Below are 24,429 nucleotides of genomic sequence, written 5' to 3'. Positions count from 1 at the left end.
GGTCCTCATCACTTGACCGGATTCGGCTCCGGAACCGGCTGCAAGGCGATCGTCGTGGCCTGGATCAACCCCGCGTGCTTGCGAACCCACGCGGACACCGCGAGCTGGAGATCCTCCAGGTCGCGTTCTTCCAGCGCGACCGCGGGCGTCGGCACGCTGGCGCCGAGTTCGGCGAGGACCGGTCGCAGGTGGATGTCGGCCAGCAACTTGTGGCTTGGCGCGGCCGACACCGTCACCGGTACGACGACCGAACCCGCGAGCGCCTGATGCGGCAGAACATCGAGAAAGCTCTTCAGCAGCCCGGTGTAGCTGCCTTTGTAGACCGGCGTCGCGAGCACCAGCACCGACGCAGATGAGGCCAGGTCGACGGCATCGTCCAGCGCGGTCCGGTCCGCCTCAGCGGCCGCCTCCCCCTGGAAGATCGCGGGGGCGAACGTGACGAGGTCGACCAACTCGGTGATCCGGTACGGCGTACCGAGCTCGCCGGCCAGCAGTTCGGCCACGGAGGCGGCGGCTGCCGCGGTCCGGGAACCTGGTTTGGGATTGCCGACCACGGTGACGACTGATTGTGGCCAGACCGGCGGATCGGGCACGATCCGGGGCTCGAAAGCGATCGATGGCATCGGGGACAGCTCCCAGCGGTTCGGGGGTGAGACTCCGAGCCTAGCCAAAGTCTAGCGGTTCACTTGACTTTCTCAGATACCGAACACCTGGGCCGGACTCTCATGATCTGTCCGGCTCCGCCTTCGCCCGGATCTTCACCGTGACGAACCAGCCGACCGCGAGCACCGCACCGGCCACCACGACCCACTGGAACACCCCGATCGACGACTCGACCAGGTGCCACTTCTCCCCGAGTTGGTGCCCGGCGACGATCAGTGCGGAGTTCCAGACCAGGCTGCCAACCGCGGTCAGCGCCAAGAAGACCGCCACCCGCATCCGCTCCACCCCGGCAGGCACGGAGATCAGGCTCCGCACGACGGGCACCAACCTGCCGATCAGCACCGCCTTCGGCCCGTGCCTACCGAACCACGCCTCGGCCTTGTCGACATCCTCGACCTTCATCAACGGCAGCCTCGCGGCCAGCCCGCGGGTCCGATCCCGCCCAAGCACCGCGCCCACGCCGTACAGAGCCAGCGCCCCCACGACCGAGCTGAGCGTGGTGAAGACGATCGCACTGACCAGCCCGAGATCACCCCGCGCAGCCGCGAATCCCGCCAGCGGCAGGATCACCTCACTCGGCAACGGTGGAAACAGATTCTCCAGCGCCACCGCGAGCCCGGCCCCCGGCGCCCCCAGCTTCTCCATCAAGTCGATAGCCCACCCGGCCACTCCCCCGGTCGGCTCCTGCGTCACCTGCAGCGTGGTCATCTTCTTCACAGTACCGAACAGCAGAAACTCTCAACGGGGATTGCTTGTGCGCCAACTGATGTAGTCGGCGACGGCCGCGGTGGTGTCGAAGGCAGGCTTGAAGTCGGTCTCCTCGGTGAGGCGGGTGATGTCGAGGTACGGATCGTCGCCAGGCCCGTTCTGCCGGCCTGGCAGCAAGTTGGCCTGAGCGTCGGGAACCGCCGCCTGGACGGCGTCCACGAACTCGCGGTAGGTGGACGGTCGGCCGTTGGAGACGTTGTAGATCTCGTGCCGCAGGGTCTCCGCTGTTGTCAGCAAGGCGATCGCGCGGCCGGCGTCGGGGGCGTAGCAACAGTCGCCGCCGTCGTCGGCGTACAGGGCTTGTGGTTTCTCGCCGCGGAGGACGGCGCTGATGTACGGCGGCCGCGGGCTGAACGCGGATTCGGGGTCCATCAGCGGTCCCCAGATGCTGCCGATCCGCAGCAGCACCGGCTCGACACCGGTGCCTCGAAGGCTGTGCGTGGTGATCGGCTCGACCGCCTTCTTGAAGGCGATGATCAGATGCGGCAGGTCCGCCGACGGCAGGTCGAGCTCCTCGTGCCAGGGAATCTCGTTCCGCCCGATGTAGACACCGATGCTGCTCGCCACGGCGAATCTCCGGACGCCCCAACTCCGGGCGGCGTCCAGCGCATTGAGCAGCCCGGCCAGGTCCGCACGGAAGAAGCCGACCGGATCCTCGCCGGGAATCGTGCCGGCCAGGTGGACGATGTCGCTGATCTCATAACGCTTGCCGAGAGCAAGGAACGCGTCCCGGTCGGTCACATCGAGCGATTCCACCGCGACCTTCCCGTCAAGGAAGGACGGCACCTCGGTACGCCGGTACGTCGTGACGACCACCTCCTCGCCGAGGTCCACCAGCGCGCGAGCTGTGTGGGCGCCGATCATGCCCAGTCCTCCCGTGACGAGGATCATCGGACGACCTCGTAGTGCAGATGCGTCACACCCGGTGCCGGCACGGCCTCGATGAGCCGGAGCTTCACGTGCTCCGGCAGCGATTGGAAGTACGGCCTGCCGGCGCCGAGCAGGATCGGGATCTGATGCAGGATCAGCTCGTCAACGAGCCCCGCGGCCAGTGCCGCCGTCACCACGCCACCACCCATCAGAGCGACATCCTTGCCACCGGCAAGCTCACGAGCCGCCGCCACGGCGTCCTCGATCCCGGTCGTGACGACCGTCTGCCGCTCCCGCTCCTCCGGCAACGGGTGATGGGTGAGGAGGACCAGTGGTGCGTCCGGGTGCGGGGTTCCGCCGTTGATCCAGCCGGAATCGTCGTAGGTGTTGCGGCCGACGAGGCTCACACCGACCCGCGCGGCCGCGACGTCGAACACTCGGGCGCTGGGTTCGCTCAGCTTGAACCCGTCGAACACCTGACTCGGCGTGTCCCCGTCGAAGTACCAGTCGAACAGCATCGATCCGTCACCGAGCCCGCGCCCCTCGCCGGGATCGCGGCCGGTGATGTAGCCGTCCACCGAGACGGACAGAGCACTCAAGACCTTGCTCATTGCTCTCCTTCAGATGGCTTGCGGGAAGTCGAAGAACCGATCCGGGTCATAGGCGCGCTTGATCGCCTGCAACCTGGCGTAATTGCCCCCGTGGTACGCCGTGGCCCAGTCGTCGAGCGCCGGATCGGGAAAGTTGGGGTAGACGCGTCCGGACCCCTCCGGGTGAGCGATCGACCAGGAGACGTCCACCCACGGATCGGTGACCGCGCCGACGTGCTCGAGCAGGAAGCGCTCGTTGCGGTGGGCAAAGGCAGTGGCGTCCTCGGCAACCCGGCCGTAGGCGCCACCCATCGCGTGGAGGTTCAGCTCACGCGGGCCGTCGCCGCCGTCAAGCGCCCCCAGTAGAGCAGCGACAGTCCCCGGGGTCATCGACCGCGAGAAGTACTCCGATCTCAGCCGGATCGCGGGCAGCCCGCGCGGATCGTCGAACGCCTCCTTCAACAGGCTGTACGGCATCCTGCGCACCTCCAGCGCGGAAGGTTCCGCGAACTCCCGCAGAAGCGATCGAGTCGGTCCTTCTGCCAGCAGCGACGCGCCGATGAGCGTCAGCTCGAGGGGCCGGCCTGGTTCCGCTGCGACGACGAGTTTGACCGTGAGGTCGTCCGGCGCGTCCGGCGCCCAGGTCTGCCACGTCGCCACCAGTTCCTCGGGTGCCGTGATCGGCAGGCGCGCCACGAGGTAGGTCGCCGTCGGCTCCGGGACGGTGGCGAACCGCAGTACGGTGACCACCCCGAACTGACCGCCACCCGCACCCCGCAGACCCCAGAACAGCTCGGGTTCGTGGTCCTCGTCGCAGTCCACGACGCTGCCGTCGGCGAGGACCACCTGAGCCCCGACCAGGTGGTCGCAGGTCAGCCCGTACCTGCGGCCCAGCAGACCGATACCGCCACCAAGCGTGAGACCAGCGATGCCCACAGTCGGACCACACCCCGCGGGGATGGTCCGACCCTCCGCATGCAACGCCGCATAGAGCTGCCCGAGCCGGACACCGGCCCCGATGGTCGCGGTCCCGTCCGCAGCCACCGAGATGCCGTCGAGGCCCGACAGGTCGAGCACGATCCCGTCTGTCGAAGACCGGCCCGCGAAGCAGTGCCCGCCGCCACGGGGGACGAGACGCTCACTGGTGGCACGCGCGAAGGCCAGCGCGGCGACGACGTCGGCGACCGAGCGGCACCGTACGACGTACTTCGGGCGCCGGCCCTGGAACGCCACATTCACCGGTCGGCGAACCGCGTCGTACCCCGGTGAGTCCGGACTGAACAGTTCGCCGTCGAGGCGATCGATGAGCTCTGTCACGCCCCCGAAACTACGAGCTTCCGGCCGGCCGAATCTTGAACAAATCGCGCAAGCTCAGGCACCGGACGACTGGCGAGGTAGGTCCGGTACGACGCCGAGTGGTCGTGGTCGCAGGCGCAGCGGTCGGCGTTCGCGCCGAGGAACTCCCGTGGCGTCAGGCCGGTCAAGCGGAGGCATTCCCGACTGAGGTGGGCCTGGTCGGCGTACCCCGCGTCGATCGCCAGCCCCGCTGTGCCGTCGGCTCCGCGCCGACCGGACGCTGCCGCACCGGCCTGGAACAGCGCGAGGAATCCCTGGAATCGCAGCGTCCGCTGCAGCACCTTGGGCGTCATCCCGACCGATTGCAGGCACCGGCGGCGCAGTTGGCTGCTGGAGAGTGCGAGGTGGTTGGCCAGCGCGTCGATGTTGACCGGCTGCCACGGCATCAGCGCCTGGACCGCCGCACGCACCAAGCGATCGGAGTCCGAACTGCGAAACGCCTGGACCAAGTGGGCCTGCAAGATCCCGAGCGCCCGTTCCGGCGTACCGGCCAATGCCATCGCCTCCGCGAGACGATCCGCCGATCCGCGCCACAAGTCAGCCAGCCCGAGCCGCTGGTCCACCAGATCGTCGAGCACTGTCGGCAGCGGCGGCGGAGTGCCCGGCTGGAACCGCACGCCGACGATCGTGGTGTGCGCCGGGATGATCTCGACCTCCGCACCGGTCAACGGACCGAGCAACTGCGGCCGCCCACCGATCGGAAAGTGAAGCTCCACACCGCCGGTCGGCAAATGCCGTTGCGCGTACGCCGTCGGGCCGGTGCGCTGGATCCACACAGTCCGCACCACCCCCGCCAATGCCGCCACCGGCGCCCGCTCGAGGTAGGACTCCACCCCGCCATCCTGACACCGAACCGGCCCACCGAAAGCTCTCGCGCTCCTCATCGCGGGCAGCCTGACCAGGGCGGATCTATATTCCTTGGGTGGCAACTGCCGCCTCGACGCCTCGATGCCCACCTGGAACAGGATGATCAGTAGATGCCTTCTGCAGTAGAACTCGCTCGGCGCTGGTGGGTCCGTGGTCGCCGGATCGGCTCGGTGGAGCGGGCCGGCAAGTTCATCGACGACGTCGGCTTCGCGCTGCTCTTCCCTGCGCCGAAGCCGATCGCTCCGTCACTGTGGGAGGCGGTCGCCGACGAGGACGACGAACCGTTCGGCAGCGGCATGGGCGAGAACGAGCAACGCGTCTGGACCTGGAAGGACGAACTCCCCCGCCGCGGCCTCGCCTGGTACGGCGCTTATCTCGGCGGCCGCGGTTCCTTCCTGTCCCCTGCCCTGCTGGCCGCGCTCTACCCCGGCGACGGTGAACTGGACGACCACGAGCGCCTCGACCTCTCGCCGGCCGCCCATGAAATCGCCGCGGCCCTCGCGGTCGAGCCGTTGTCCAGCGCCACCCTGCGGCAACTTCTCGGCGACAAGAACCGCTACCAGCGCGCGATCGGCGAACTCCAGAAGAATCTGCTGGTCACCACGGCCGGCGTACAGGAAAGCTCGAACGGCTGGCCGGCGGCGCTGCTCACTCTCACCTGCGAGCAGTTCGACGTCGGTGGCGGCACCGATCACAGGGCAGCGGCAGCGCAGTACCTCGACACGATGCTGACCGCCACCCCCACCGAACTGGCCCGCGCCTTCCGCTGGTCAAGCGCCCAGGCGCGCGCTGTCCTCGGCGAACTGGCCGACACCGGCCACGCCGTTGCCGACGGCAACCGGTATCGGCCCTCGTAACCGTCAGCGGACCTCGGCGAGATCGAAGAGGTTGCCTTCGGGGTCGGCGAGGGTGACCCAGTGGGCGCCGTACTCGTCGTACTCGCCGACCCGCTTGGCGCCGAGCCCGACGATGCGGTCGACCTGGGCGGCCCAGTCGGTGCTCGCGAAGTCGATGTGCAGCCGGTTCTTACCGGCCCGCTCCTCCGGCACCTGGATGAACATCAGGGCCGGTCCGTCGGCCTCCTTGTCCACGGTCGCGAAGAACTCGTTCGCCCCGTCATCGACGCTGGATTCGAGGACCTGGGCCCAGAATCCGGCCAGCGCGGCCGCGTCGGTGCAGTCGAAGGTGACGTGTTCGAGGGTGATGGGCATGGTGATTCAGCCTTTCAGGGTTGGGAGCTGCTGGATCGGCCAGCAGACCTCGGTACGGAAGTCGGCCGGGTCGTCGGTCTCGCCCGGGCTGACCAGATAGAGCTCGCGGATCGGCCCGTCCGCGACTTGGCAGTACTCCGCGACGTGGCTGCCGAGGGCGCCGTAGGTCCGGTCGAAGTCGGTGAACGGCCCGTCATGGCGTGCGATCGCGAAGTACCCGGCGGGCAGGTCGATCAGCTCGACGCCGTCGGCCGGCTCCTGATCGGGCGCGACCGGGAGGAACGCGACCACCTCACCGGCATCCTCGGTGAAGAACTCATTGCTGTACGTCGCTCCGCTGGTGGCCGCGATCTGCCGGCTCGCCGCCAGCTCACCGAGCCGGCCGAACGTCATCTCGAACCAGGGATCCATCGCGGTCCGCTCGAGGTGACCGCGCACGCCGTACGCACGAAACGCCGGCATGAAGCGGTACTCGACGGACAACTCGGTCACCGGCAGGGTCAGCATCGACCGGAGCGAGGCGACGACCTCCCGGGTCTGGACCAGCTCGCGCTCCATCTGGTCCAGGTGGTGGCGCAAGGTCTTGTCCCGGGTGGCGACATCGGGCGCCTCGACGACCTCGCGCACCTGGGCGAGCGGCATCTGCAGGTCGCGCAGCCGCCGGATCAGTTGCGCGACATCGACCTGCGAGGTGTCGTAACGCCGGTACCCCGACGAGGGGTCGACCCGAGCCGGCGCCAGCAGCCCGATCTCGTGGTAGTGATGCAAGGTCTTGACACTGAGATGGGTGAGCCGGGAGAACTCACCAATAGTCACCGACGCGGTCATGCCCAAAGCTTCCACCCTCCGGCAACCGGAGAGTCAACACCACCCTCGGAAACGCAGAAACGACCACCACCCGGGGGCGCGGGCGTGGTCGCTCTGCTGGTGTCCTCGGGTGGACACCCGAACAGCTCAGCTCATGGGCGGAACTGGGCGATGACCTTGGTGAAGTCCCAGTTCTGCTGCGGGATCTGGCTGCAGGTGTCGTCGCCGCCACCGCTGGAACCGCAGGGGCGGTCCCGGTTCACCGACCAGAAGGTGAACCTGGCCAGGTGGTTGGTGTTGGCGTAGGTCAGCATCTGCTGGAAGTCCGACAGGTTGACCCGCTCGCCGGCCACATCGGTGATCCCGTTCATCGAGGAGATCCCGATGTGCCGGAATGCTTGGTCGTCGGTGTAGCCGTACGCACTCTTGACCTGGTTCTTCAACCCGTTCGCCGCCTGGATCGTCAGCGACCCCATGTTCGTCGAACCGCCGCCGAAGTCGAACGGCATGATCACCCAGCCGTCCAGCGCCAGCCCGGACGCCGCACCGCGCCGGATCAGATCCTGGCCAGTCCCGTCCGGACCACTGGTGGTGGTTCCGAAAGTGACATAGGTGGTGATCCCCGGGTTGTTGTTCTCGACGATCTTCAGCGCATCGATCACGCGCTGCCGAACGGTCGCGTTGCTGAACTCGGTGTCCTCGATGTCGATGTCGATCGCCTTCAGCGACAGCGCGTTGATCACCTTCTGGTACGCCGCCGCGAGCTCGCCGGCGCTGTTGCAGTGCTCACCGAGTTTGGCGCCGGACCAGCCGCCGAAGGAGACGACCGCGTCACCGCCGTTCGCCCGGATCGTGGTGAGCGCTGCCTGATCGACGCCACCGGTGAGTGCCCGGTTGCCGTCCCACATCGGGTTGCAGTACCCGTTGGAGAGGATGAACGCCATCGTGAACCACTTGACGCCGGTCGCGTTCATCACCGTCGCCGGGCTGGGCGGGCTGCCCCACCCCTGGTACAGGTAGGGAGCCGCTCCCATTCCCGCGCCGCCGGTCGGCGGCGGTCCGTCCGGCAGAGCCGGCGCGTTCCACTTCTGGTTGGCGGTCCCACCGCAGGTCCACAGCTGTACCGGTGTGGCGTTGGCGGAGTTGTTGCCGGTGACATCGAGGCACTTGTTCGCCTGCGGGTTCACCAGATCCTTTGCGGAGGTGTAGTTCCACTGCTGTGCGCCACTGCCGTTGCAGGTCCACAGCTGAACCTTCGCGCCGTTGGCGACAGAGCCGGCACTCACGTCGAGGCATTTGCCGAGCGCCTTGATCGTGCCGTCGCTGCTCCGCGTCCAGTTCTGCGCGGCGGTGCCGTTGCAGTCGTAGAGCTGCACGGTCGTACCGTCAGCCGAGTTCGCACCGGCGACGTCAAGACACTTGCCGGCCAGCCCGGTTATGATTCCACTCGCCTCGGCGGCTTGAGCCGGTGCCGAGGAGATCAGCATTCCCGCGCCGACGGCGATGACCGCTCCCGCGGCCAGCAGCCGGCGCATCAGGCGTTCCACTTCTGGTTCGCGGCGCCGGTGCAGGTCCAGATCTGCAGCCGGGTGCCGTTCGCGGAATTGTTGCCGGTGACATCGAGACACTTGTTCGCTTGTGGATTCACTAGATCTTTCCCACTCGTATAGGTCCATTGCTGGGCACCGCTGCCATTGCAGGTGTAGAGCTGCGTCACCGCGCCGTCGGCGGTCGAGCCGGCCGCGACGTCGAGACACTTGCCGAGGGCACGGATCGTGCCGTCGCCCGGACGGCTCCACTGCTGTGCGGCAGTCCCGTTGCAGTCGTAGAGCTGAACCGCAGTACCGTCGGCCGAGTTGGCACCGGCCACGTCGATACATTTGCCGGCCAGGCCGGTGATCTGGCCGGTGGTGCCACCGCCGCCACCGCTCTGAGTCCCGGACCAGGTGAAGGTCGCCGAGGTCTTGGTGGGAAGCGTGTAGACGAAGGACTGGCTGCCCCAGTTCACTCGCACCGACTGGCTGCCGCCGGTGGTGTTGAAGGCGATCAGCGACTTGGAGCCGTCAGGGTTCTTCCAGGCGACGTTCTTGACCGAGGCGTTGGCGGTCGAGTCGATCCGCAGCGCCCCCGGCTTCACGAACTTGGTCAGGTGGCCCATCGTGTAGTACTCGACGGTCTTGGTGACCTGGCCGCGCTGGCCGTCGTTGCGGTGCACGGTGACGAGCCCGGTGCACACGTTGCAGCCGGAGCCGACGTACGGCAGGTGGGCCTCGTCCAGGGCGATGCCCCACTTCACCCACGACTTGTCGTAGTTGCGGGTGTAGTCGATGAGGTTGTTCATGTCCTCGACCTGTTGGTTCGGGATCCAGGTGCCGCCCGAGTGCTCGGTCATGTAGGCATTGACGCCGGGGTACTGGTTGTGGACCTGGGTCTGCAGGTTCACGTCACCGCCGTACCCGTGCCAGGCGATCCCGCCGAAGTTCGGGTCGGCGCGCAGTCCGGCGTCGGCGATCGGGACCGAACCGAGGTCGTTGTAGTTGCCCCAGTTGTAGTCGAGGATCAGCACCTTGGTGCTGAGTCCGGCGGCGTGCAGGGCCGGGAACAGGTGGTTCTTGGTGAAGTTCAGCAGGCCGGCGCCGTTCCAGTTCATCGACGCGTAGCCGGTGCTGTCGCTGCCGCAGCACGTCGGCTCGTTCTGCACCGAGACGTAGTCGATGTGGTTGCCCTGGGCCTCGTTCTGCTGCAGGTACTTCACGAAGTACTGCGCGTACATCGGGTAGTACTCCGCCTTCAGCCAGCCGCGGTGGACGAAGTCGTTGTTGTCCTTCATCCAGGCCGGAGCGCTCCACGGCGAGCCCATCACCTTGACCGCGGGGTTGAGTTGCCTGGCCTGCTTGGTCAGCGGGACCACGTCGGCCAGGTCGTGGTTGATGCTGAAGTCGTTCAGGTCGCAGCAGGTGTCGTCGAAGGAGTAGTTGAACCGGGCCAGGTCCGAGGCACCCATCGGGTTCCGGATGAAGGCCAGACCGATCCCGTTCACGGGGTCGAACAGGTCCTTCATCACCTGGTCGCGGGTCGCGGCCGAGATCGTGTTGCTGCTGTTCAGCAGCCACGCCGAACTGTCGGCGAACGACGCGCCGCCACCCTCGAACGACTGGTACGTCGTGTTCTCGTTGACCGTGATCGTCTGGTTGGCGGTGCCGCCGGCCGGGCCGAAGGTGACCGGGGCCTGCTGTTGCAGGCCGCGGGTGACGTTCTGGCCGGCCGAGTCGTTCGTGGTGGTCAGCCAGATGTTCACCTGCTCGCCGGCGGCGTGCGCGGGCTGTGGATTGGTGACGCTCAGGCCGGTGGCGGCCAGGCACAGGGCCGCGAGGCCGGCGAGGGCAGGAAGTACGCGTCTGCGGCGACGGCCGCGTCGTTGGATCCCGTGGGGGCGCATGGCGGAATCTCCCTTTTGCTCAAGGGCTTTCACAGGGCGGATGGGACCCCCGGGTACCGGCGTCTGCCCGCGCCGCAACAGGTGGTCAGCACGAGGTAACCATCGGTACATGTCGGTGTCAACGGCGTGGTACCACTTTTTTCACGACTTATATTTATATGTGGTCTTGACGTGGGAGCGTTCTCACAGCAGGCTGCCTCCCAGCGATTCCCTGTCTCGCAACAGTCCGCCCCCCGCCCCCAACGGCTGGACCAGGAGCATGATCCGGCCGCGCGAGAAATGAGGCACGCATGAGATTTCAGCGTCCCCGGTTCCGTTCCACCCTGATGGTCGCCGCCGGTGCGGCCCTGCTCGGCACCGCCTTCCTGCAAGCCCCCGCCACCGCAGGTACCACGGCGGCCGGGGCAGCGGCGGCGCCGATGTCAGCAGCCGCCGTCGGCCCGACGATCTGGGAGGACACCTTCGACGGCCCGGCCGGCCAGGCACCTAACGCCAGCAAGTGGCGGTACGACATCGGTGGCTCCGGCTGGGGTAACAACGAGCGCGAGTACTACACCAACAGCACCAGCAACTCCGCTCTCGACGGCAGCGGGAACCTGGTGATCACCGCCCGCCGCGAGTCCGGTGGCCACAGCTGCTGGTACGGCACGTGTGAGTACACCTCGGCCCGGCTGCTCACCGCCGCCACCTTCACCCAGCAGTACGGTCGCTTCGAGGCGCGGATGAAGCTGCCGCGCGGACAAGGTCTCTGGCCGGCCTTCTGGATGCTCGGCGACGGTGGTGCCGGCTGGCCGAACCAGGGCGAGATCGACATCATGGAGAACATCGGCAAGGAGCCGAGCACCGTGCACGGCACCATCCACGGACCGGGCTACTCCGGCGCCGGCGGTATCGGCGCACCGTACAGCCTGCCCAACGGCCAGAAGTTCGCCGACGGCTTCCACACCTTCACCATCGACTGGTCGCCGAACTCGATCATCTGGTACGTCGACGGCATCCAGTACCAGCAGCGCACGCCGGCCGACCTCGGCGGCAAGACCTGGGTCTACAACCACCCGTTCTTCATGATCATGAACGTGGCTGTCGGCGGCGGCTGGCCGGGCGACCCGGACGGCAGCACGGTGATGCCCCAGACCATGACCGTCGACTACGTCCGTGTCTCGAGCCTGAGCGGCGGCGGTAGCGGCGGCGGCCAGATCTCGGCCCTCGGCAAGTGCATGGACGTGGCCGGCGCGAACCCGGCCGACGGCACTGCGGTCCAGCTCTACGACTGCAACGGCACCGCCGCACAGCAGTGGACCCGTCCGGGTGACGGCACGATCCGGGCCCTCGGCAAGTGCCTGGACGTCGCCGGCGGCGGAACCGCCGACGGCACCAAGCTCCAGATAGCCACCTGCAGCGGCAACCCCGCTCAGCAATTCACCTACTCATCCGCACACGACCTGGTGAACCCACAGGCCAACAAGTGCGTCGACATCCCCTCCGCCAACGCCACCAACGGCAACCGCCTCCAAATCTGGACCTGCAACGGCACCGCTGCCCAGAAGTGGACCATCTGACCCACACCCCAAAACCGCCCGCTTCCCTTCCACAGAAGGAGAAGCGGGCGGCGCCGTGCGCAGAACGACCGTAGCGGACCGCTCCGCCCACCATCGGTCGAGCCGGGCCGTCCCCGGCTCTTTCCATCGTCTGAAGGAAGGCTGGGCGGTCGCCTGCGTCCAGGGCGATCGTTGAGGAGCAGCCCGCCCACCAGTCGGCAGAGTCGGCCTACACTCCCCCGCTTCCCCTTGCACAGAAGGGGAAGCGGGGCCTGTGGGGCTCTCAGAGGGCTCGGTGGGACTTGATCAGGTTGGCGTAGGTTTTGCCGCTGGTCTTCATTACTCGGGTGCCGGTCGGGTAGTCGACGTACGACAGGCCGAACCTCGGCGCGTAGCCGTAGGCCCATTCGAAGTTGTCCATCAGCGACCAGGCGAAGTACCCGGCCAACGGAGCACCTTGCTGGACGGCCCGCACACAAGCCGCTAGGTGCCCTTCCAGGTAGGCGGTTCGCTGCGGGTCGTCCACCGCGAATGACGCATCCGGCTCGTCGACCCAGGCCGAACCGTTCTCGGTGATGTAGATCTTCTCCGCGCCGTACTCCTTGGCCAGCCGCAGGATCAGCTCCTCCAGCCCGGCCGGGTGCACCTCCCAGTCGAGCATCGTGTGCTCGGCGTTCGGCCCCGGCACCTGGCTGAATCCCAGCAGGGGAACGGATTCGTCCGCCTTGACGATCTGGCGGAAGTAGTAGTTCAGCCCGACGAAATCGGTCGGTGCCGCGATGATCTCGGCATCCCCCGGCTGCTCGGGCAACTCCACGCCGTACGTCTGAACCATGTCCGCCGGGAAACCTCGACCGAACACAGGGTCGAGCCACCACCGGTTGATGTGCCCGTCGGCGATCTGGGCCGCGCGGATGTCGGCGGCGCTGTCGCTGGCCGGCTCGATCCCGCTGAGGTTGACGACCAGCCCGATCGAGGCCGGTTCCGGCGACGACTCGCGCAGCGCCGCGACGCCGAGCCCGTGCGCCAGCAGCAAGTTGTACGACGCTCGTACGGCGATCGCCGGATCGGTGATCCCCGGCGCCATCCGGCCTTCCCAGTGCCCGATCCAGGCCGAGCACAGCGGCTCGTTCAAGGTCGCCCAGTCCCGCACCCGGTCGCCCAGCTTGGCGCCCACGACGGCCGCGTACTCCGAGAACCGGTACGCCGTGTCGCGGTTCTCCCAGCCACCCAGGTCCTGCAACGCCTGCGGCAGATCCCAGTGGTACAAGGTGACGAACGGTTTGATGCCCTCGGCAAGCAATCCGTCGACGAGCCGGTCGTAGTAGTCCAGGCCGGCCGCGTTCACCGCGCCGGAGCCGGCCGGGATCACCCGCGGCCAGGCGATCGAGAACCGGTACGCGTCCACGCCGAGCTGCTTCAGCAGGTCGATGTCGTCCCGCCAGCGATGGTAGGAGTCGCACGCGACGTCCCCGGTGTCGCCGTTGTCGATCGCACCGGGAACCCGGCAGAAGGTGTCCCAGATCGACGGCAGCCGGCCGTCCGCGTCGATCGCACCTTCGATCTGGTACGCCGAGGTGGCAGTACCCCAGACGAAGTCCTGCCGGAGCGGGGAGAGCTCGACCATCGGTGACCCCCAAGGGGTGAGTAGGCGGGTTTTTTCAAAGCATAGTTGAAGTTCTGAACCGCAGTACCGACATCCCACCCGACCAGGTTCCGGAACCACACCAACCAGGCGAGCGCGGTGAGGATTGCAAGAGCACGAGAGACGGCGCCCGCCAGGCGCGGCAGCGTGCGGGTGCGGAGCCACGCGACGGCATGCGGGTGCCGAGCACTCGACGGTATGTGGGTGCCGAGCACTCGACGGTATGTGGGTGCCGACACGCGACGGCATGTGGGTGCCGAGCACTCGACGACATGCGGGCGCCGAGCACGCGGCGGTATGCGGGTGCGGAGGACGCGGTGGGCAGCGTGAGGGCCCGGTGAGCGCGGCGGATGTGTGGAGGTGGAGGTGGTGGTGACGGGGTGGAGCTAGTGGGTTCGGGCGGCGAGGGTTCGGGTGGGGGGAACGCCGCCTTCGCGCAGGAGGCGGAGGATGGGGAGGGTGGCGGCTCCTAGGGCGACGGCGTCGCGGCCCAGGGAGCAGAGTTCGATCGAGACTTGGGCGTAGGGCTGGCGGAGGGCGTGCTTGCCGACCGCCTCGCGCAGTTGCGGGAGATAGCGCTCACCCAGGAGCAGACCCGCCCAGCCGCCGAGCACGATGCGCTCCGGGTTGAAGAGGTTGACCAAGTTCGCGAAGCCCGCGCCCAGATAGCCGATGGTGTCCTCGACGACCTTCGCCGCGACCTTCGACGTACCGGCCGAGTCGAGCAGTGCGGTGAAGGCCTCCTCCTCGTCAGCACCTGGCGCCGCGGTACCACCGTTCTCCGCCTGGAAACGCTCGAGCACTCCCTCGGCGCCGACGTACGCCTCCAGGCAACCCTGTGCTCCACATCGGCACTGGCGACCGCCGTACATGATCGTCGTGTGGCCCCACTCGCCGGCACTGCTGCGAGTACCCCGGTAACTCGAGCCGCCCGTGACGAGCGCGGCGCCGATGCCGGATCCGACCAGCGCCACCACGGCATCCGTGGCACCCCGCCCGGCCCCGAACCACATCTCGGCCTGCCCCAGCGTGTTGGCCCCGTTGTCCACCTGGATCGGGATATCCGTCTTGGCAGCAAGCAAGGCACCGAACGGAACCGCATCCCAGCCAAGCGTCTGAGCGTGTACTACGGCGTCACCCGGACCCTCGACGATCCCGGCCACGGCGACGCCCAGGCCGAGCACCCGATCCGGCGCGACCCGCGCCTCGCGGAGCACCTCCGCCAGCCCGGCCAGCACGAGCTTCACGGCCAGCGCAGGCTCCGGCTTCGGCGTCTCGATCGGATAGACCATTGTCGAGAGCACGTTCATCGCGAGGTCGAACAGCTCGACCCGGACCCGCGTCTCACCCACTTCGGCGCCGACCACGTACCCGAATCGCGGAGCGACCCGGAGCAGCACCCGCGGCCGGCCACCGTCGGACTCGACCGAACCGGCCTCTTCGACGACACCTTCTTCCAGCAGTTCGCCGACCAGATTGCTCACACTCGCGGCACTCAGCGACGTCCGGTGACCGAGTTCGAAGCGACTCAGCGGGCCTTCGCGATAGATGCTGGTGAGGATGACCGAGCGGTTGGACCGCCGCATGTCGCGCACAGTGGTCCGGCGTCCGTCCATGGTTTGTCGACCCGCCCCTTGTCAGCTCTCGGTCAGCTCTCCCGATGCAACCGCCGACGGGAAGACCTGCCGGCACAGCGCGGCAGATCGTCGGTTCGATCCCCGCGCGCTCCAGTCCATCATGCCGCAGGACCGCCCGGGAAGTACGAGTGCCGACCCGCACGGCGCACTTCTTACAAATCGTGAACTTAGCCTTGATTCGTTATCGCGTCGTGATTGACGTGAGCTGACTCACTCGGCTTCACTCTACGGAACCGCTTCCGAAACCGGTTCCGAATCCCAGCGACACGATTCGGAAACACACCCCCAACCGCCCCCGAGGGGAGTTGACAGTGTCGATCACCATCGCCGATGTGGCCGCCCGCGCCGGGGTCAGCAAGACCACCGTTTCGCGCGTCCTGAACGGTAAAGGCGAACTCGACATGCGCACCGCGGAGCGGGTCCGCCAGGTGATCGCCGAGCTCGGCTACGTACCCAGCGCCAGGGCCGTCGGCCTGGCCCGCGGCCGGACCCGGATCGTCGGCATGCTGGTCCCTTCGCTGACCTGGCCCTGGATGGGCGAGGTGCTTCAAGGGGCCGTCGACGTGGTCGAGTCCGCGGGCTACGGCCTGCTGCTGTTCACCTGCAACCGCGGTGAGGAATCCATGCAGCAGTTCGCCTCCCAGGTCTCGGCCCAGTCCTTCGACGGCCTGCTGGTGATCGAGCCGGAAGGCACGCTCGCCTACATCGAACAACTGCATTCCCGCGGCTTGCCCGTCGTCCTGATCGACGACCGGGCCAAGCAGCCCCTCTTCCCCTCCGTCGCCACCACCAACCGGGCCGGAGGTGAGGCAGCCGCCCAGCACCTGCTGGAACTCGGCCGCCGCCGGCCGCTGGTGATCACCGGCGTGGACTGGTTCGGCTGTACCCAGGAACGCCTGGACGGTTTCCGCGACACCTATGCGGCGGCCGGGATCGAGCTCGACCCACAGCTCGTCTACGAAGGCGACTTCACCCATGACTGCGGCCGCAAAGGCGTCCAGCAGGCACTCGACGCCGGACTGAAGTTCGACGCGATCTTCGCGCACAACGACCTGTCCGCCGGCGGCGCCATCCAGGCCGTCCGGGAGACCGGGCGGAACGTGCCGAACGACGTGTCGGTGGTCGGTTTCGACGACATCCCCTATGCCCAGCACACCGAGCCGCCGCTGACCACGGTGCATCAGCCGATGCGCCTGATGGGCCAGGCCGCGGCCCAGATGCTGATGGGCTACTTCGACGGCAAGCCGATGCCTGCCGAGCCCAAAGTGCTGCCCACGACGCTGATCGTCCGCAGTTCCACCGCCCCCGTGACCGCCCGCCGGACGTAGTCCGCACAGCTCCGGCGGCGGGGCGGCTGCCCCCGCCCCGCCGCCGGTGAAGAACACACCGATACCGATCTGTTAGCGCCGCCGATATTCCCATGAGAGCGCTTTCACGGCACGATGCGATGGCCCCCAGGCTCCACCCGACAGTCATCCGACCGTCAACCGCCAATCAACAGTTGGACGAACCACAGGAGGAACGATGCGAGCTCGACGCTCAGTCGCGCTAGCCCTCACGGGCGTGCTCGCGGCAGTCACACTGGCTGCCTGCAGTAACGGGGATGCGAAGAAGGACACCGCCGGCTCCGGCAGTGCCGTCACAGCCCTGAACGTGGGCATGCCGAACGGCCCGCAGACGGAGAACCACAACCCGTTCCTCGGATCCTCGTCGGGAGCCTCGCTGGGCTACCGCTGGATGATCTACGAGCCGCTGGTGATGATCAACGGGATCAAGCCGGCCGAGAAGGGTAAGCCCTGGCTGGCCACCGAGTGGACCTGGTCGGACAACTTCACCAAGCTCTCACTCACCATCCGCGACGGCGTCAAGTTCTCCGACGGCTCACCGATGACGGCCGACGACGTGGCGTACTCGTTCCAGCTCCGCAAGGACAACGAGGGCCTGAACACCGACGCGATCCCCTACGGGACCATCACGGCCTCCGGCAACAAGGTCGACCTGACCTTCACCAAGTCGCAGTTCACCAACCAGAACAAGGTTCTGACCGTCTTCGTCGTCCCGAAGAAGCAGTGGTCCACCTTCGCGGACCCGACCAAGGACGTCGTCAAGAACCCGATCGGCACCGGCCCGTACAAGCTGAAGTCGTTCACGCCGCAGACCACGACGCTGGAGGTCCGCGACTCGTACTGGCAGGACCTGCCGAAGATCAAGGAGCTGCGCTACACGTCGTACAACGACAACAACGCGCAGACCACGGCGCTGTCGAACGGTTCGTCGGAGTGGAGCTTCGTCTTCGTCCCGAACTACAAGGCCGTGTACGTCGACAAGGACCCGGATCACCACAAGCTCTGGTTCCCGGCGAACCTGGGCATCCACGGTCTGTGGATCAACACCACTCGCAAGCCCTTCGACAACCCGGCCCTGCGCCGCGCGATGGACAAGGTCATCAACCGCGACGACATCTTCAACCAGGGTGAGGCCGGTTACTTCTACCCGAAGATCGAATCCGTCACGGGCATCCCGACCCCGGCCGGTGAGTCGTTCATCGCACCGGATTTCAAGGACAAGAAGCACGCGGTCGACGTCGACGGCGCCAAGGCCGAACTCGCTTCGGCCGGCTTCAAGCTCGAGGGCGACACCCTGAAGGACCCGACCGGCAAGCCGGTCACGATGAAGCTGACCGACCCGGCCGGCTGGTCGGACTACATCACCGACCTCGAGATCATCAAGGACAACCTGTCCCAGATCGGGATCAAGGCGACGGTCGACAAGGCGAACCAGGACTCCTGGTTCAAGGCGATCGACGAGGGCAACTTCGACGCCGCGATGCACTGGACCAACGGCGGCGCGACGCCGTTCGACATCTACCAGAACATCATGGACGGCAAGATCCTCAAGCCCGTCGGCAAGGGCGGCGTGAGCGGCAACTACGGCCGGTTCAACTCGCCGGAGGCCACCAAGGCGCTGGACGAGTACGCCAACGCCAAGGACGAGTCGGCCCGTACGGCGGCGCTGAACACGCTGCAGAAGATCATGGTCGAGCAGATGCCGGTGATCCCGACCTCGGCGTCCAACGTCGGTGGTCTGTACAGCACCAAGCACTGGGTCGGCTGGCCGGACGAGTCGAACCAGTACGCGCCGGCCCAGCCGACGCAGCAGAACGCACTCCAGATCGTCCTGAACCTGAAGCCCGCAGGCGCCTAAGGAAGACGTCGCGGCCGGGATCCCACCACCTGGGGGTCCCGGCCGCGGTGCCGCGATCAAGCTAGGAGTTCGACAAAGTCATGACGGCGACCGACACAGAACCGGCGACCACCCACGAGGTGGTCCTCGAGGCCGAGGGCCTCACCAAACACTTCCCCGTACGCCGGGGGCTGCGCAGTCTCTTCACCCGGGAGCGCAAAGCGGTGCACGCGGTGGACGACCTGAGGCTGACGCTTCGCCGGGGCCGGGTCACCGCCCTCGTCGGCGAATCCGGCTCGGGCAAGTCCACGGTGGCCCGTCTGCTGGCCCAGCTGTATCCGCGCACGTCGGGCGACATCCGGCTGCACGGCGAGACGATCACCGTGCACGGCGGCCGCAAGTTCCGCGCGTACTGCCGCCAGGTGCAGATGATCTTCCAGGACCCGTTCGCCTCGCTGAACCCGGTCCACACCGTGCGCTATCACCTGACCCGCGCGCTGAAGATCCACGGCCGGGACGGCAAGACCTCCGCCGAGCTCGAGGACAACCTCAGGCAACTGCTGCTCAGGGTCCAGCTCACCCCGCCCGAGCGCTACCTGGACAAGTTCCCGCACGAACTGTCCGGTGGTCAGCGCCAGCGGGTCTCGATCGCGCGCGCACTCGGCGCCGACCCCGAGGTCCTGCTGGCCGACGAGCCGGTGTCGATGCTCGACGTGTCGATCCGCCTCGGCGTACTGAACTTGTTGCGAGACTTGAAAGAACGCTTGAACTTAGCCATTCTCTACATCACCCACGACATCGCATCGGCGCGCTACTTCGCGGACGAGACGATGGTGATGTACGCCGGTCGCCTGGTCGAGGGCGGCGATTCCGAAACGGTCACCCAGCAACCCGCGCACCCGTACACCCGGCTGCTGATCGAGAGCGCGCCCGACCCGGACCGCCTCGACCGCGTCGGCGATCCGAAGGACGCGCCGGAAGACGAGGCGGGCGGTGAGCCGCCGAGCCTGATCGCGCCGCCGACCGGTTGCCGGTTCCACCCGCGCTGCATCCACGCGATGCCGAAGTGCTCGACCGAACTGCCGCCCCGGTTCGAACTGCCGGTCATCTCCGGTGAAGGCGAGCACTGGGCCGCGTGCTGGCTCTACGAGGAAGGAGCCGCGAAGTGAAGTTCCTGCTGCAGCGGATCGCGTTCTACCTGTTCACGGCCTGGGCCGCGATCACCATCAACTTCTTCATCCCGCGCCTGATCCCCGGTGACCCGGTCACCTCGCTGATCAACAAGTTCCAGGGCCAGATGAGCACCGAGGCGATCCAGTCGCTGTACGTGCTGTTCGGCCTGGACAAGAACGCGAGCATGTGGAGCCAGTACGTCGACTACTGGGGCCAGATCTTCCACGGGAACCTCGGACTGTCGTTCACCTTCTTCCCCACCCCCGTCTCCGACATCCTCAAGCAGAGCCTGCCGTGGACCATCGCCCTGGTCGGCATCACCACCTTCGCCAGCTTCATGATCGGTACGGCGCTCGGCGTACTGGCCGGCTGGCGACGCGGCTCCTGGCTCGACGGATTGTTGCCAGTGACAACGTTCCTGTCGTCCATCCCGTACTTCTGGCTCGGTCTGCTGGCGATCACGTTCCTGGCCGGCACGGACAGCTTCTTCCCCTCGTCCGGCGGCTACGAGCCCGGGCTGGTGCCGTCCTGGAACGGCGAGTTCATCGGCAGCGCGATCCAGCACAGCCTGTTGCCGGCGATCACCATCCTGATCTCGTCGGTCAGCGGCTGGATCCTCAGCATGCGGAACATGATGGTCACGGTCGCGTCGGAGGACTACATCACCGTCGCGCACGCCAAGGGCCTGCCCGAGCGACGGGTGATGGTCAGCTACGCCGCCCGCAACGCGCTGCTGCCGAACGTCTCCGGCTTCGCGCTCTCGCTGGGCTTCATCGTCGGCGGCACGCTGCTGGTGGAGATCGTCTTCTCCTACCCCGGCATCGGCTACAACCTCTTCCAGGCCGTCGGCGCCAAGGACTATCCGTTGATGCAGGGCGTGTTCCTGGTCATCACGATGTCGGTGCTGATCGCCAACCTGGTGGCGGACGTCGCCTACCTGCTGCTCGATCCCCGCACCCGCAAGGAGGGCTGACCTATGTCCGCACCAGCCAGCACCGTCACCGCGGTCACCCCCGAGGGCCCGGTCGAGGCAGCCGCCCCGGCCAAGCGCCAGCGGTTGCGCTTCGTCGCGAACCCCAAGGCCGCCACGGGTCTCGTCGTCCTCGCCTTCTTCTGCCTGATCGCGATCATCGGCCCCTGGATCGCCCCGTTCGACCCGTCGGCCCGCAGCAGCGACCTGATCCAGGCGCCGTCGGGCAAACACTGGTTCGGTACGACGCACCTCGGCCAGGACATCTTCAGCCAGGTCCTGGTCGGCACCCGCGGGGTGATGTTCGTCGGGCTGCTGGCCGGCATCATCGCCACCGCGCTGTCGGTCCTGATCGGCGTCAGCTCGGGCTTCCTCGGTGGTGCCGCGGACGAGGGCCTGTCCGCGTTGTCGAACGTCTTCCTGGTGATCCCGGCGCTGCCGCTGATCATCATCGTGGCCTCCACCATCCCGAGCGCCGGCGACCTGATGGTTGCCCTGGTCATCGGGTTGACGTCCTGGGCCTGGGGAGCCCGCGTACTCCGGGCGCAGACCCTCTCGTTGCGCAGGCGCGACTACGTCGAGGCAGCCCGTGCGACCGGCGAGAGCACCTGGCGGATCATCACCGTCGAGATCCTCCCGAACCTGACCGCGATCATCGCCTCCGGTTTCGTCGGCACCGTGATCTTCGCCGTCATGTCCGAGATCACCCTGGCCTTCATCGGCATCTCGACCATCTCCGAATGGAACTGGGGCACGATCTTGTTCTGGGCCCAGAGTCAGCAGGCTCTCGCCCAGGGCGCCTGGTGGTGGTTCGTCCCGGCCGGCCTGGCGATCGCCGTACTGGGCACCGCGTTGTCGTTGATCAACTTCGGGATCGACGAGTTCGTCAGCCCGCGGTTGCGCAGCGCCGGTCACACCAAGGTGAAGACCACCGACGGCCACACGGTCCGGATGCGGGTCGGGTTCACGCCGGTCCTGTCCACCAGCAGCGCGAAGGAACCGGTCACCCCGGTCCTGCGCAAGACCGCCGACAAAGCGAAGGGTGCCGCGTGATGACGGGCCTCAAGTCTCCAGTGCTCGAGATCAAGGACTTCAACGTCGACTACGGACTGGGCGATCAGTCCGTCCAGGCGGTCCGTGACGTCACGCTGACTCTGCACCGCGGTGAGGTGCTCGGCCTGGCCGGCGAGAGCGGCAGCGGCAAGTCGACGCTTGCCTACGGCATCACGCGGTTGCTGCCGCCGCCGGGCGTGATCAGCGGTGGCTCGGTGATCTACCACCCGCCCGGCGAGGACCCGTACGACGTGATGGCGCTCTCGAACTCCGAGTTGCGCAAGTTCCGCTGGGCCGAGACGTCGATCGTGTTCCAGGGCGCGATGAACTCGCTCAACCCGGTGCACAAGGTGTCCACCCAGATGCTCGACGTGATCAAGGCGCACGAGCCGCAGCTCAGTGCCGAGGCACGGCTGGCTCGTGCCCACGAGATGCTCAAGCTGGTCGGTATCTCGGCGGACCGGATGGATGCCTACCCACACCAACTGTCCGGCGGCATGCGGCAGCGGGTGATGATCGGGATGGCGCTGGTACTCGAACCGCAGGTCGTCATCATGGACGAGCCGACCACCGCCCTCGACGTGGTGATGCAGCGGCAGATCCTTGCCCAGTTGGTCGAACTGCGGGAGCGACTGGACTTCTCGGTCCTGTTCATCACCCACGACCTGTCGCTCCTGGTCGAGTTCTCCGACCGGATCGCCATCATGTACGGCGGCCGGATCGTCGAGGAGGCGAAGTCGGCCGACCTGTACAAGGACTCCCTGCATCCGTACAGCGAGGGTCTGCTGAAGTCCTTCCCGGCGCTGCGCGGGCCGCGCAAGGAGCTGGCCGGTATCCCCGGCTCGCCGCCCGACCTGCGCGGGATGCCGTCCGGCTGCGCGTTCCATCCCCGCTGCCCGCACGCGTTCGACCGGTGCTCGACGGAGATCCCCGTGCTCGGCGTACCCGAGGCCAGGAACGACCCGAACCGCCAGGTGGCCTGCTGGCTGCCCGGCCGAGTACCGGTCGGCTGACCCCACCTCACAACGACCTTCCCCGAAGGGAGCCAGTACGGCGTTCGCCCACCGGCGGGCGCCGTACGCACGACTATGAACCCAACCGCTCTTCCCACCAGCTCGGTGTTCACCGCACCGGCGGCCGAGCAGGAGCTGATCGCCAGTCTCCCGACGGACTTCCGCTGGGGTGTCGCGACCTCGGCGTACCAGATCGAAGGTGCGATCGACGTGGACGGCCGGACGCCGTCGATCTGGGACACCTACTGCCGGGTGCCCGGCGCGATCGACAACGGCGACACCGGTGACATCGCGTGCGAGCACTACACGCGGATGCCTGAAGACGTTGCCTTGATCAAGGACCTCGGCCTCGACACGTACCGGTTCTCGGTGTCCTGGTCGCGGGTGCAGCCACACGGCACCGGTCCGGTGAACCCGGCCGGGATCGGGTTCTACGACCGGCTCGTCGACGAACTGCTTGCCCAGGGCATCGACCCTTGGGTGACGCTCTACCACTGGGACCTGCCGCAGGAGCTCGAGGACGCAGGCGGCTGGCCGGCGCGCGACACGGCGTACCGGTTCGCTGACTACTCGATGCTGGTGTTCGACGCGCTGAGCGATCGGGTCGACACCTGGACGACGCTGAACGAGCCGTGGTGCTCGGCGATGCTCGGTTACGCGTACGGCGTGCACGCTCCGGGACGCAAGGAGTACCCGGCGGCGATCGCGGCCATCCATCACCTGCTGCTCGGGCACGGTCTGGCCACCGAGCGGATGCGCGAGGCCGCGACCCGGCCGATCGACATCGGGATCACGCTGAACGCGGCCACGGCGTACCCGGCCAGCGACGCCGAACCCGACCTGGAGGCCGCTCGGCGGGCGGACGGGATGGGTGCGCGGATCTACCTGGACCCGCTCGTGAACGGGCACTACCCGGCCGACGTGATCGCCGATCTTGCCGCTGAGGGGATCGAACTGCCGGTCAAGGACGGCGACCTCGCGACGATCTCGGCGCCGATCGACGTACTGGGGATCAACTACTACTTCAGCCAGAAGTTCACCGGCTTCGACGAGGACGGGCGGACCGTCGGCGACGACGGCCTGCCGATCAGCCGCACCTTGCCGCTTGATCGGCCGCGGACCGCGATGGACTGGGAGATCGTGCCGGAAGGTTTCACCGACCTGCTCGTCCGGATCAGCCGCGACTACCCCGGCCTCCCGATGGTCATCACCGAGAACGGCTCCGCCTTCGCCGACGTCCCGGACGAGAACGGGTACGTCTCCGACGAAGGCCGTACGGCGTACTTCGCGTCGCACCTCGCCGCGGTGGCCTCAGCGATCCAGCAAGGCGCCGACATCCGCGGCTACCTGGCCTGGTCGCTGTTGGACAACTTCGAATGGGCCTACGGCTACGACAAGCGCTTCGGCATCGTCCGCGTCGACTACGAGACCCAAACCCGAACCCCCAAGCAGAGCGCCCTCTACCTTCGCGAAGTAGCCCACCGACACCGCAACCGTTAACTCGCAGGGGTGCCCATTCCTGGCGATGGGCACCCGACGCCCTCCAGCGTCGGCCGCTCCGACCGCACCCCCGGACCGCCAGGCCATCAGTACGGCGATTGCCTGGCGGACCTCTTCGCCGTGCCACGCTCACCAGCAGTCAACTT

The 24,429-nt window shown here is 67.3% G+C and carries 21 protein-coding genes; 9 read left to right on the top strand and 12 right to left on the bottom strand.

Annotated features, from left to right (window positions below):
- Positions 1–8 precede the first annotated feature (8 nt).
- The 6 genes from EV138_RS26540 to EV138_RS26515 form a co-directional block, all read right to left on the bottom strand.
- Positions 9–623, bottom strand: coding sequence for an NADPH-dependent FMN reductase (locus EV138_RS26540; protein ID WP_133981459.1), 615 nt, complete (start codon positions 621–623; stop codon positions 9–11).
- Positions 624–723: 100 nt separating this feature from the next.
- On the bottom strand, positions 724–1,371 hold the full coding sequence (locus EV138_RS26535; protein WP_133981458.1) for a DedA family protein: 648 nt from the start codon (positions 1,369–1,371) through the stop codon (positions 724–726).
- A 30-nt stretch (positions 1,372–1,401) separates the two neighbouring features.
- Positions 1,402–2,322, bottom strand: a complete 921-nt coding sequence (locus tag EV138_RS26530) for an NAD-dependent epimerase/dehydratase family protein (RefSeq protein ID WP_133981457.1) — start codon at positions 2,320–2,322, stop codon at positions 1,402–1,404.
- Complete coding sequence (locus tag EV138_RS26525) at positions 2,319–2,912, bottom strand: dihydrofolate reductase family protein (protein WP_133981456.1); 594 nt, start codon at positions 2,910–2,912, stop codon at positions 2,319–2,321. The genes EV138_RS26530 and EV138_RS26525 overlap by 4 nt, the downstream gene beginning before the upstream one ends.
- A 9-nt stretch (positions 2,913–2,921) precedes the next feature.
- A complete protein-coding gene (locus EV138_RS26520; RefSeq protein ID WP_202866831.1) occupies positions 2,922–4,208 on the bottom strand; it encodes an FAD-binding oxidoreductase in 1,287 nt (428 codons plus the stop codon).
- The gene (locus EV138_RS26515; RefSeq protein ID WP_166678687.1) at positions 4,205–5,080 is read right to left on the bottom strand and encodes a helix-turn-helix domain-containing protein; all 876 of its coding nucleotides are present in this window, start codon (positions 5,078–5,080) and stop codon (positions 4,205–4,207) included. Before EV138_RS26515 ends, EV138_RS26520 begins: the two co-directional genes overlap by 4 nt.
- 144 nt (positions 5,081–5,224) lie before the next feature.
- On the opposite strand from EV138_RS26515, the gene EV138_RS26510 reads away from it, so the two are divergent.
- Entirely contained in the window at positions 5,225–5,971 is a 747-nt protein-coding gene (locus tag EV138_RS26510; RefSeq protein WP_133981453.1) for an AlkZ-related protein, read from the top strand.
- A 3-nt stretch (positions 5,972–5,974) separates the two neighbouring features.
- Here the strand turns inward: EV138_RS26510 and EV138_RS26505 are convergent, their stop codons facing one another.
- From EV138_RS26505 to EV138_RS26490, 4 genes are all read right to left on the bottom strand, one after another.
- A complete protein-coding gene (locus tag EV138_RS26505; protein ID WP_133981452.1) occupies positions 5,975–6,325 on the bottom strand; it encodes a VOC family protein in 351 nt (116 codons plus the stop codon).
- Between the two features lie 6 nt (positions 6,326–6,331).
- Positions 6,332–7,153 (bottom strand): MerR family transcriptional regulator, encoded by an 822-nt coding sequence (locus tag EV138_RS26500; RefSeq protein ID WP_133981451.1) that lies wholly within the window; start codon positions 7,151–7,153, stop codon positions 6,332–6,334.
- 131 nt (positions 7,154–7,284) lie between these two features.
- On the bottom strand, positions 7,285–8,667 hold the full coding sequence (locus EV138_RS26495; protein ID WP_133981450.1) for a chitinase: 1,383 nt from the start codon (positions 8,665–8,667) through the stop codon (positions 7,285–7,287).
- The gene (locus EV138_RS26490) at positions 8,667–10,571 is read right to left on the bottom strand and encodes a ricin-type beta-trefoil lectin domain protein (RefSeq protein WP_133981449.1); all 1,905 of its coding nucleotides are present in this window, start codon (positions 10,569–10,571) and stop codon (positions 8,667–8,669) included. The genes EV138_RS26495 and EV138_RS26490 overlap by 1 nt, the downstream gene beginning before the upstream one ends.
- Before the next feature lie 290 nt (positions 10,572–10,861).
- Here EV138_RS26490 and EV138_RS26485 point away from each other — a divergent pair, with 290 nt between their 5' ends.
- Positions 10,862–12,130, top strand: coding sequence for a family 16 glycosylhydrolase (locus EV138_RS26485; RefSeq protein WP_133981448.1), 1,269 nt, complete (start codon positions 10,862–10,864; stop codon positions 12,128–12,130).
- 262 nt (positions 12,131–12,392) lie between these two features.
- Here the strand turns inward: EV138_RS26485 and EV138_RS26480 are convergent, their stop codons facing one another.
- Positions 12,393–13,736, bottom strand: a complete 1,344-nt coding sequence (locus tag EV138_RS26480) for a GH1 family beta-glucosidase (RefSeq protein ID WP_133981447.1) — start codon at positions 13,734–13,736, stop codon at positions 12,393–12,395.
- Between the two features lie 404 nt (positions 13,737–14,140).
- Positions 14,141–15,340 carry an ROK family protein gene (locus tag EV138_RS26475; RefSeq protein ID WP_238158364.1) on the bottom strand — a complete coding sequence of 400 codons (1,200 nt, stop codon included), beginning with the start codon at positions 15,338–15,340 and terminating at the stop codon, positions 14,141–14,143.
- 362 nt (positions 15,341–15,702) lie between these two features.
- Here EV138_RS26475 and EV138_RS26470 point away from each other — a divergent pair, with 362 nt between their 5' ends.
- The 7 genes from EV138_RS26470 to EV138_RS26440 all read left to right on the top strand — a co-directional run bounded on the left by EV138_RS26470 (position 15,703) and on the right by EV138_RS26440 (position 24,283).
- On the top strand, positions 15,703–16,719 hold the full coding sequence (locus tag EV138_RS26470; RefSeq protein WP_133981445.1) for a LacI family DNA-binding transcriptional regulator: 1,017 nt from the start codon (positions 15,703–15,705) through the stop codon (positions 16,717–16,719).
- Between the two features lie 196 nt (positions 16,720–16,915).
- The gene (locus tag EV138_RS26465) at positions 16,916–18,595 is read left to right on the top strand and encodes an ABC transporter substrate-binding protein (RefSeq protein WP_133981444.1); all 1,680 of its coding nucleotides are present in this window, start codon (positions 16,916–16,918) and stop codon (positions 18,593–18,595) included.
- 80 nt (positions 18,596–18,675) lie between these two features.
- Entirely contained in the window at positions 18,676–19,743 is a 1,068-nt protein-coding gene (locus EV138_RS26460; protein WP_133981443.1) for an ABC transporter ATP-binding protein, read from the top strand.
- A complete protein-coding gene (locus EV138_RS26455) occupies positions 19,740–20,720 on the top strand; it encodes an ABC transporter permease (protein ID WP_133981442.1) in 981 nt (326 codons plus the stop codon). The genes EV138_RS26460 and EV138_RS26455 overlap by 4 nt, the downstream gene beginning before the upstream one ends.
- A 3-nt stretch (positions 20,721–20,723) precedes the next feature.
- Positions 20,724–21,770, top strand: a complete 1,047-nt coding sequence (locus EV138_RS26450; RefSeq protein WP_112243823.1) for an ABC transporter permease — start codon at positions 20,724–20,726, stop codon at positions 21,768–21,770.
- A complete protein-coding gene (locus EV138_RS26445) occupies positions 21,770–22,783 on the top strand; it encodes an ABC transporter ATP-binding protein (RefSeq protein ID WP_133981441.1) in 1,014 nt (337 codons plus the stop codon). Before EV138_RS26450 ends, EV138_RS26445 begins: the two co-directional genes overlap by 1 nt.
- Positions 22,784–22,858: 75 nt before the next feature.
- Entirely contained in the window at positions 22,859–24,283 is a 1,425-nt protein-coding gene (locus EV138_RS26440; RefSeq protein WP_133981440.1) for a GH1 family beta-glucosidase, read from the top strand.
- The last annotated feature ends 146 nt before the right edge of the window (positions 24,284–24,429 follow it).

This window comes from Kribbella voronezhensis, from assembly GCF_004365175.1.
Lineage (GTDB): Bacteria > Actinomycetota > Actinomycetes > Propionibacteriales > Kribbellaceae > Kribbella > Kribbella voronezhensis.
The sequence above is the reverse complement of the archived record's forward strand: the minus strand, read 5'-3'. Positions and strand labels throughout refer to the sequence as shown.

Bases quoted from the DNA above. Each gene is read 5' to 3' on its own strand.
- EV138_RS26480 (WP_133981447.1), bottom strand. From the start codon at position 13,736: ATGGTCGAGCTCTCCCCGCTCCGGCAGGACTTCGTCTGGGGTACTGCC.
- EV138_RS26535 (WP_133981458.1), bottom strand. From the start codon at position 1,371: ATGACCACGCTGCAGGTGACGCAGGAGCCGACCGGGGGAGTGGCCGGG.
- EV138_RS26475 (WP_238158364.1), bottom strand. From the start codon at position 15,340: ATGCGGCGGTCCAACCGCTCGGTCATCCTCACCAGCATCTATCGCGAA.
- EV138_RS26495 (WP_133981450.1), bottom strand. From the start codon at position 8,667: ATGCGCCGGCTGCTGGCCGCGGGAGCGGTCATCGCCGTCGGCGCGGGA.
- EV138_RS26525 (WP_133981456.1), bottom strand. From the start codon at position 2,912: ATGAGCAAGGTCTTGAGTGCTCTGTCCGTCTCGGTGGACGGCTACATC.
- EV138_RS26485 (WP_133981448.1), top strand. From the start codon at position 10,862: ATGAGATTTCAGCGTCCCCGGTTCCGTTCCACCCTGATGGTCGCCGCC.
- EV138_RS26440 (WP_133981440.1), top strand. From the start codon at position 22,859: ATGAACCCAACCGCTCTTCCCACCAGCTCGGTGTTCACCGCACCGGCG.
- EV138_RS26505 (WP_133981452.1), bottom strand. From the start codon at position 6,325: ATGCCCATCACCCTCGAACACGTCACCTTCGACTGCACCGACGCGGCC.
- EV138_RS26465 (WP_133981444.1), top strand. From the start codon at position 16,916: ATGCGAGCTCGACGCTCAGTCGCGCTAGCCCTCACGGGCGTGCTCGCG.
- EV138_RS26450 (WP_112243823.1), top strand. From the start codon at position 20,724: ATGTCCGCACCAGCCAGCACCGTCACCGCGGTCACCCCCGAGGGCCCG.
- EV138_RS26500 (WP_133981451.1), bottom strand. From the start codon at position 7,153: ATGACCGCGTCGGTGACTATTGGTGAGTTCTCCCGGCTCACCCATCTC.
- EV138_RS26490 (WP_133981449.1), bottom strand. From the start codon at position 10,571: ATGCGCCCCCACGGGATCCAACGACGCGGCCGTCGCCGCAGACGCGTA.
- EV138_RS26445 (WP_133981441.1), top strand. From the start codon at position 21,770: ATGACGGGCCTCAAGTCTCCAGTGCTCGAGATCAAGGACTTCAACGTC.
- EV138_RS26510 (WP_133981453.1), top strand. From the start codon at position 5,225: ATGCCTTCTGCAGTAGAACTCGCTCGGCGCTGGTGGGTCCGTGGTCGC.
- EV138_RS26460 (WP_133981443.1), top strand. From the start codon at position 18,676: ATGACGGCGACCGACACAGAACCGGCGACCACCCACGAGGTGGTCCTC.
- EV138_RS26540 (WP_133981459.1), bottom strand. From the start codon at position 623: ATGCCATCGATCGCTTTCGAGCCCCGGATCGTGCCCGATCCGCCGGTC.
- EV138_RS26530 (WP_133981457.1), bottom strand. From the start codon at position 2,322: ATGATCCTCGTCACGGGAGGACTGGGCATGATCGGCGCCCACACAGCT.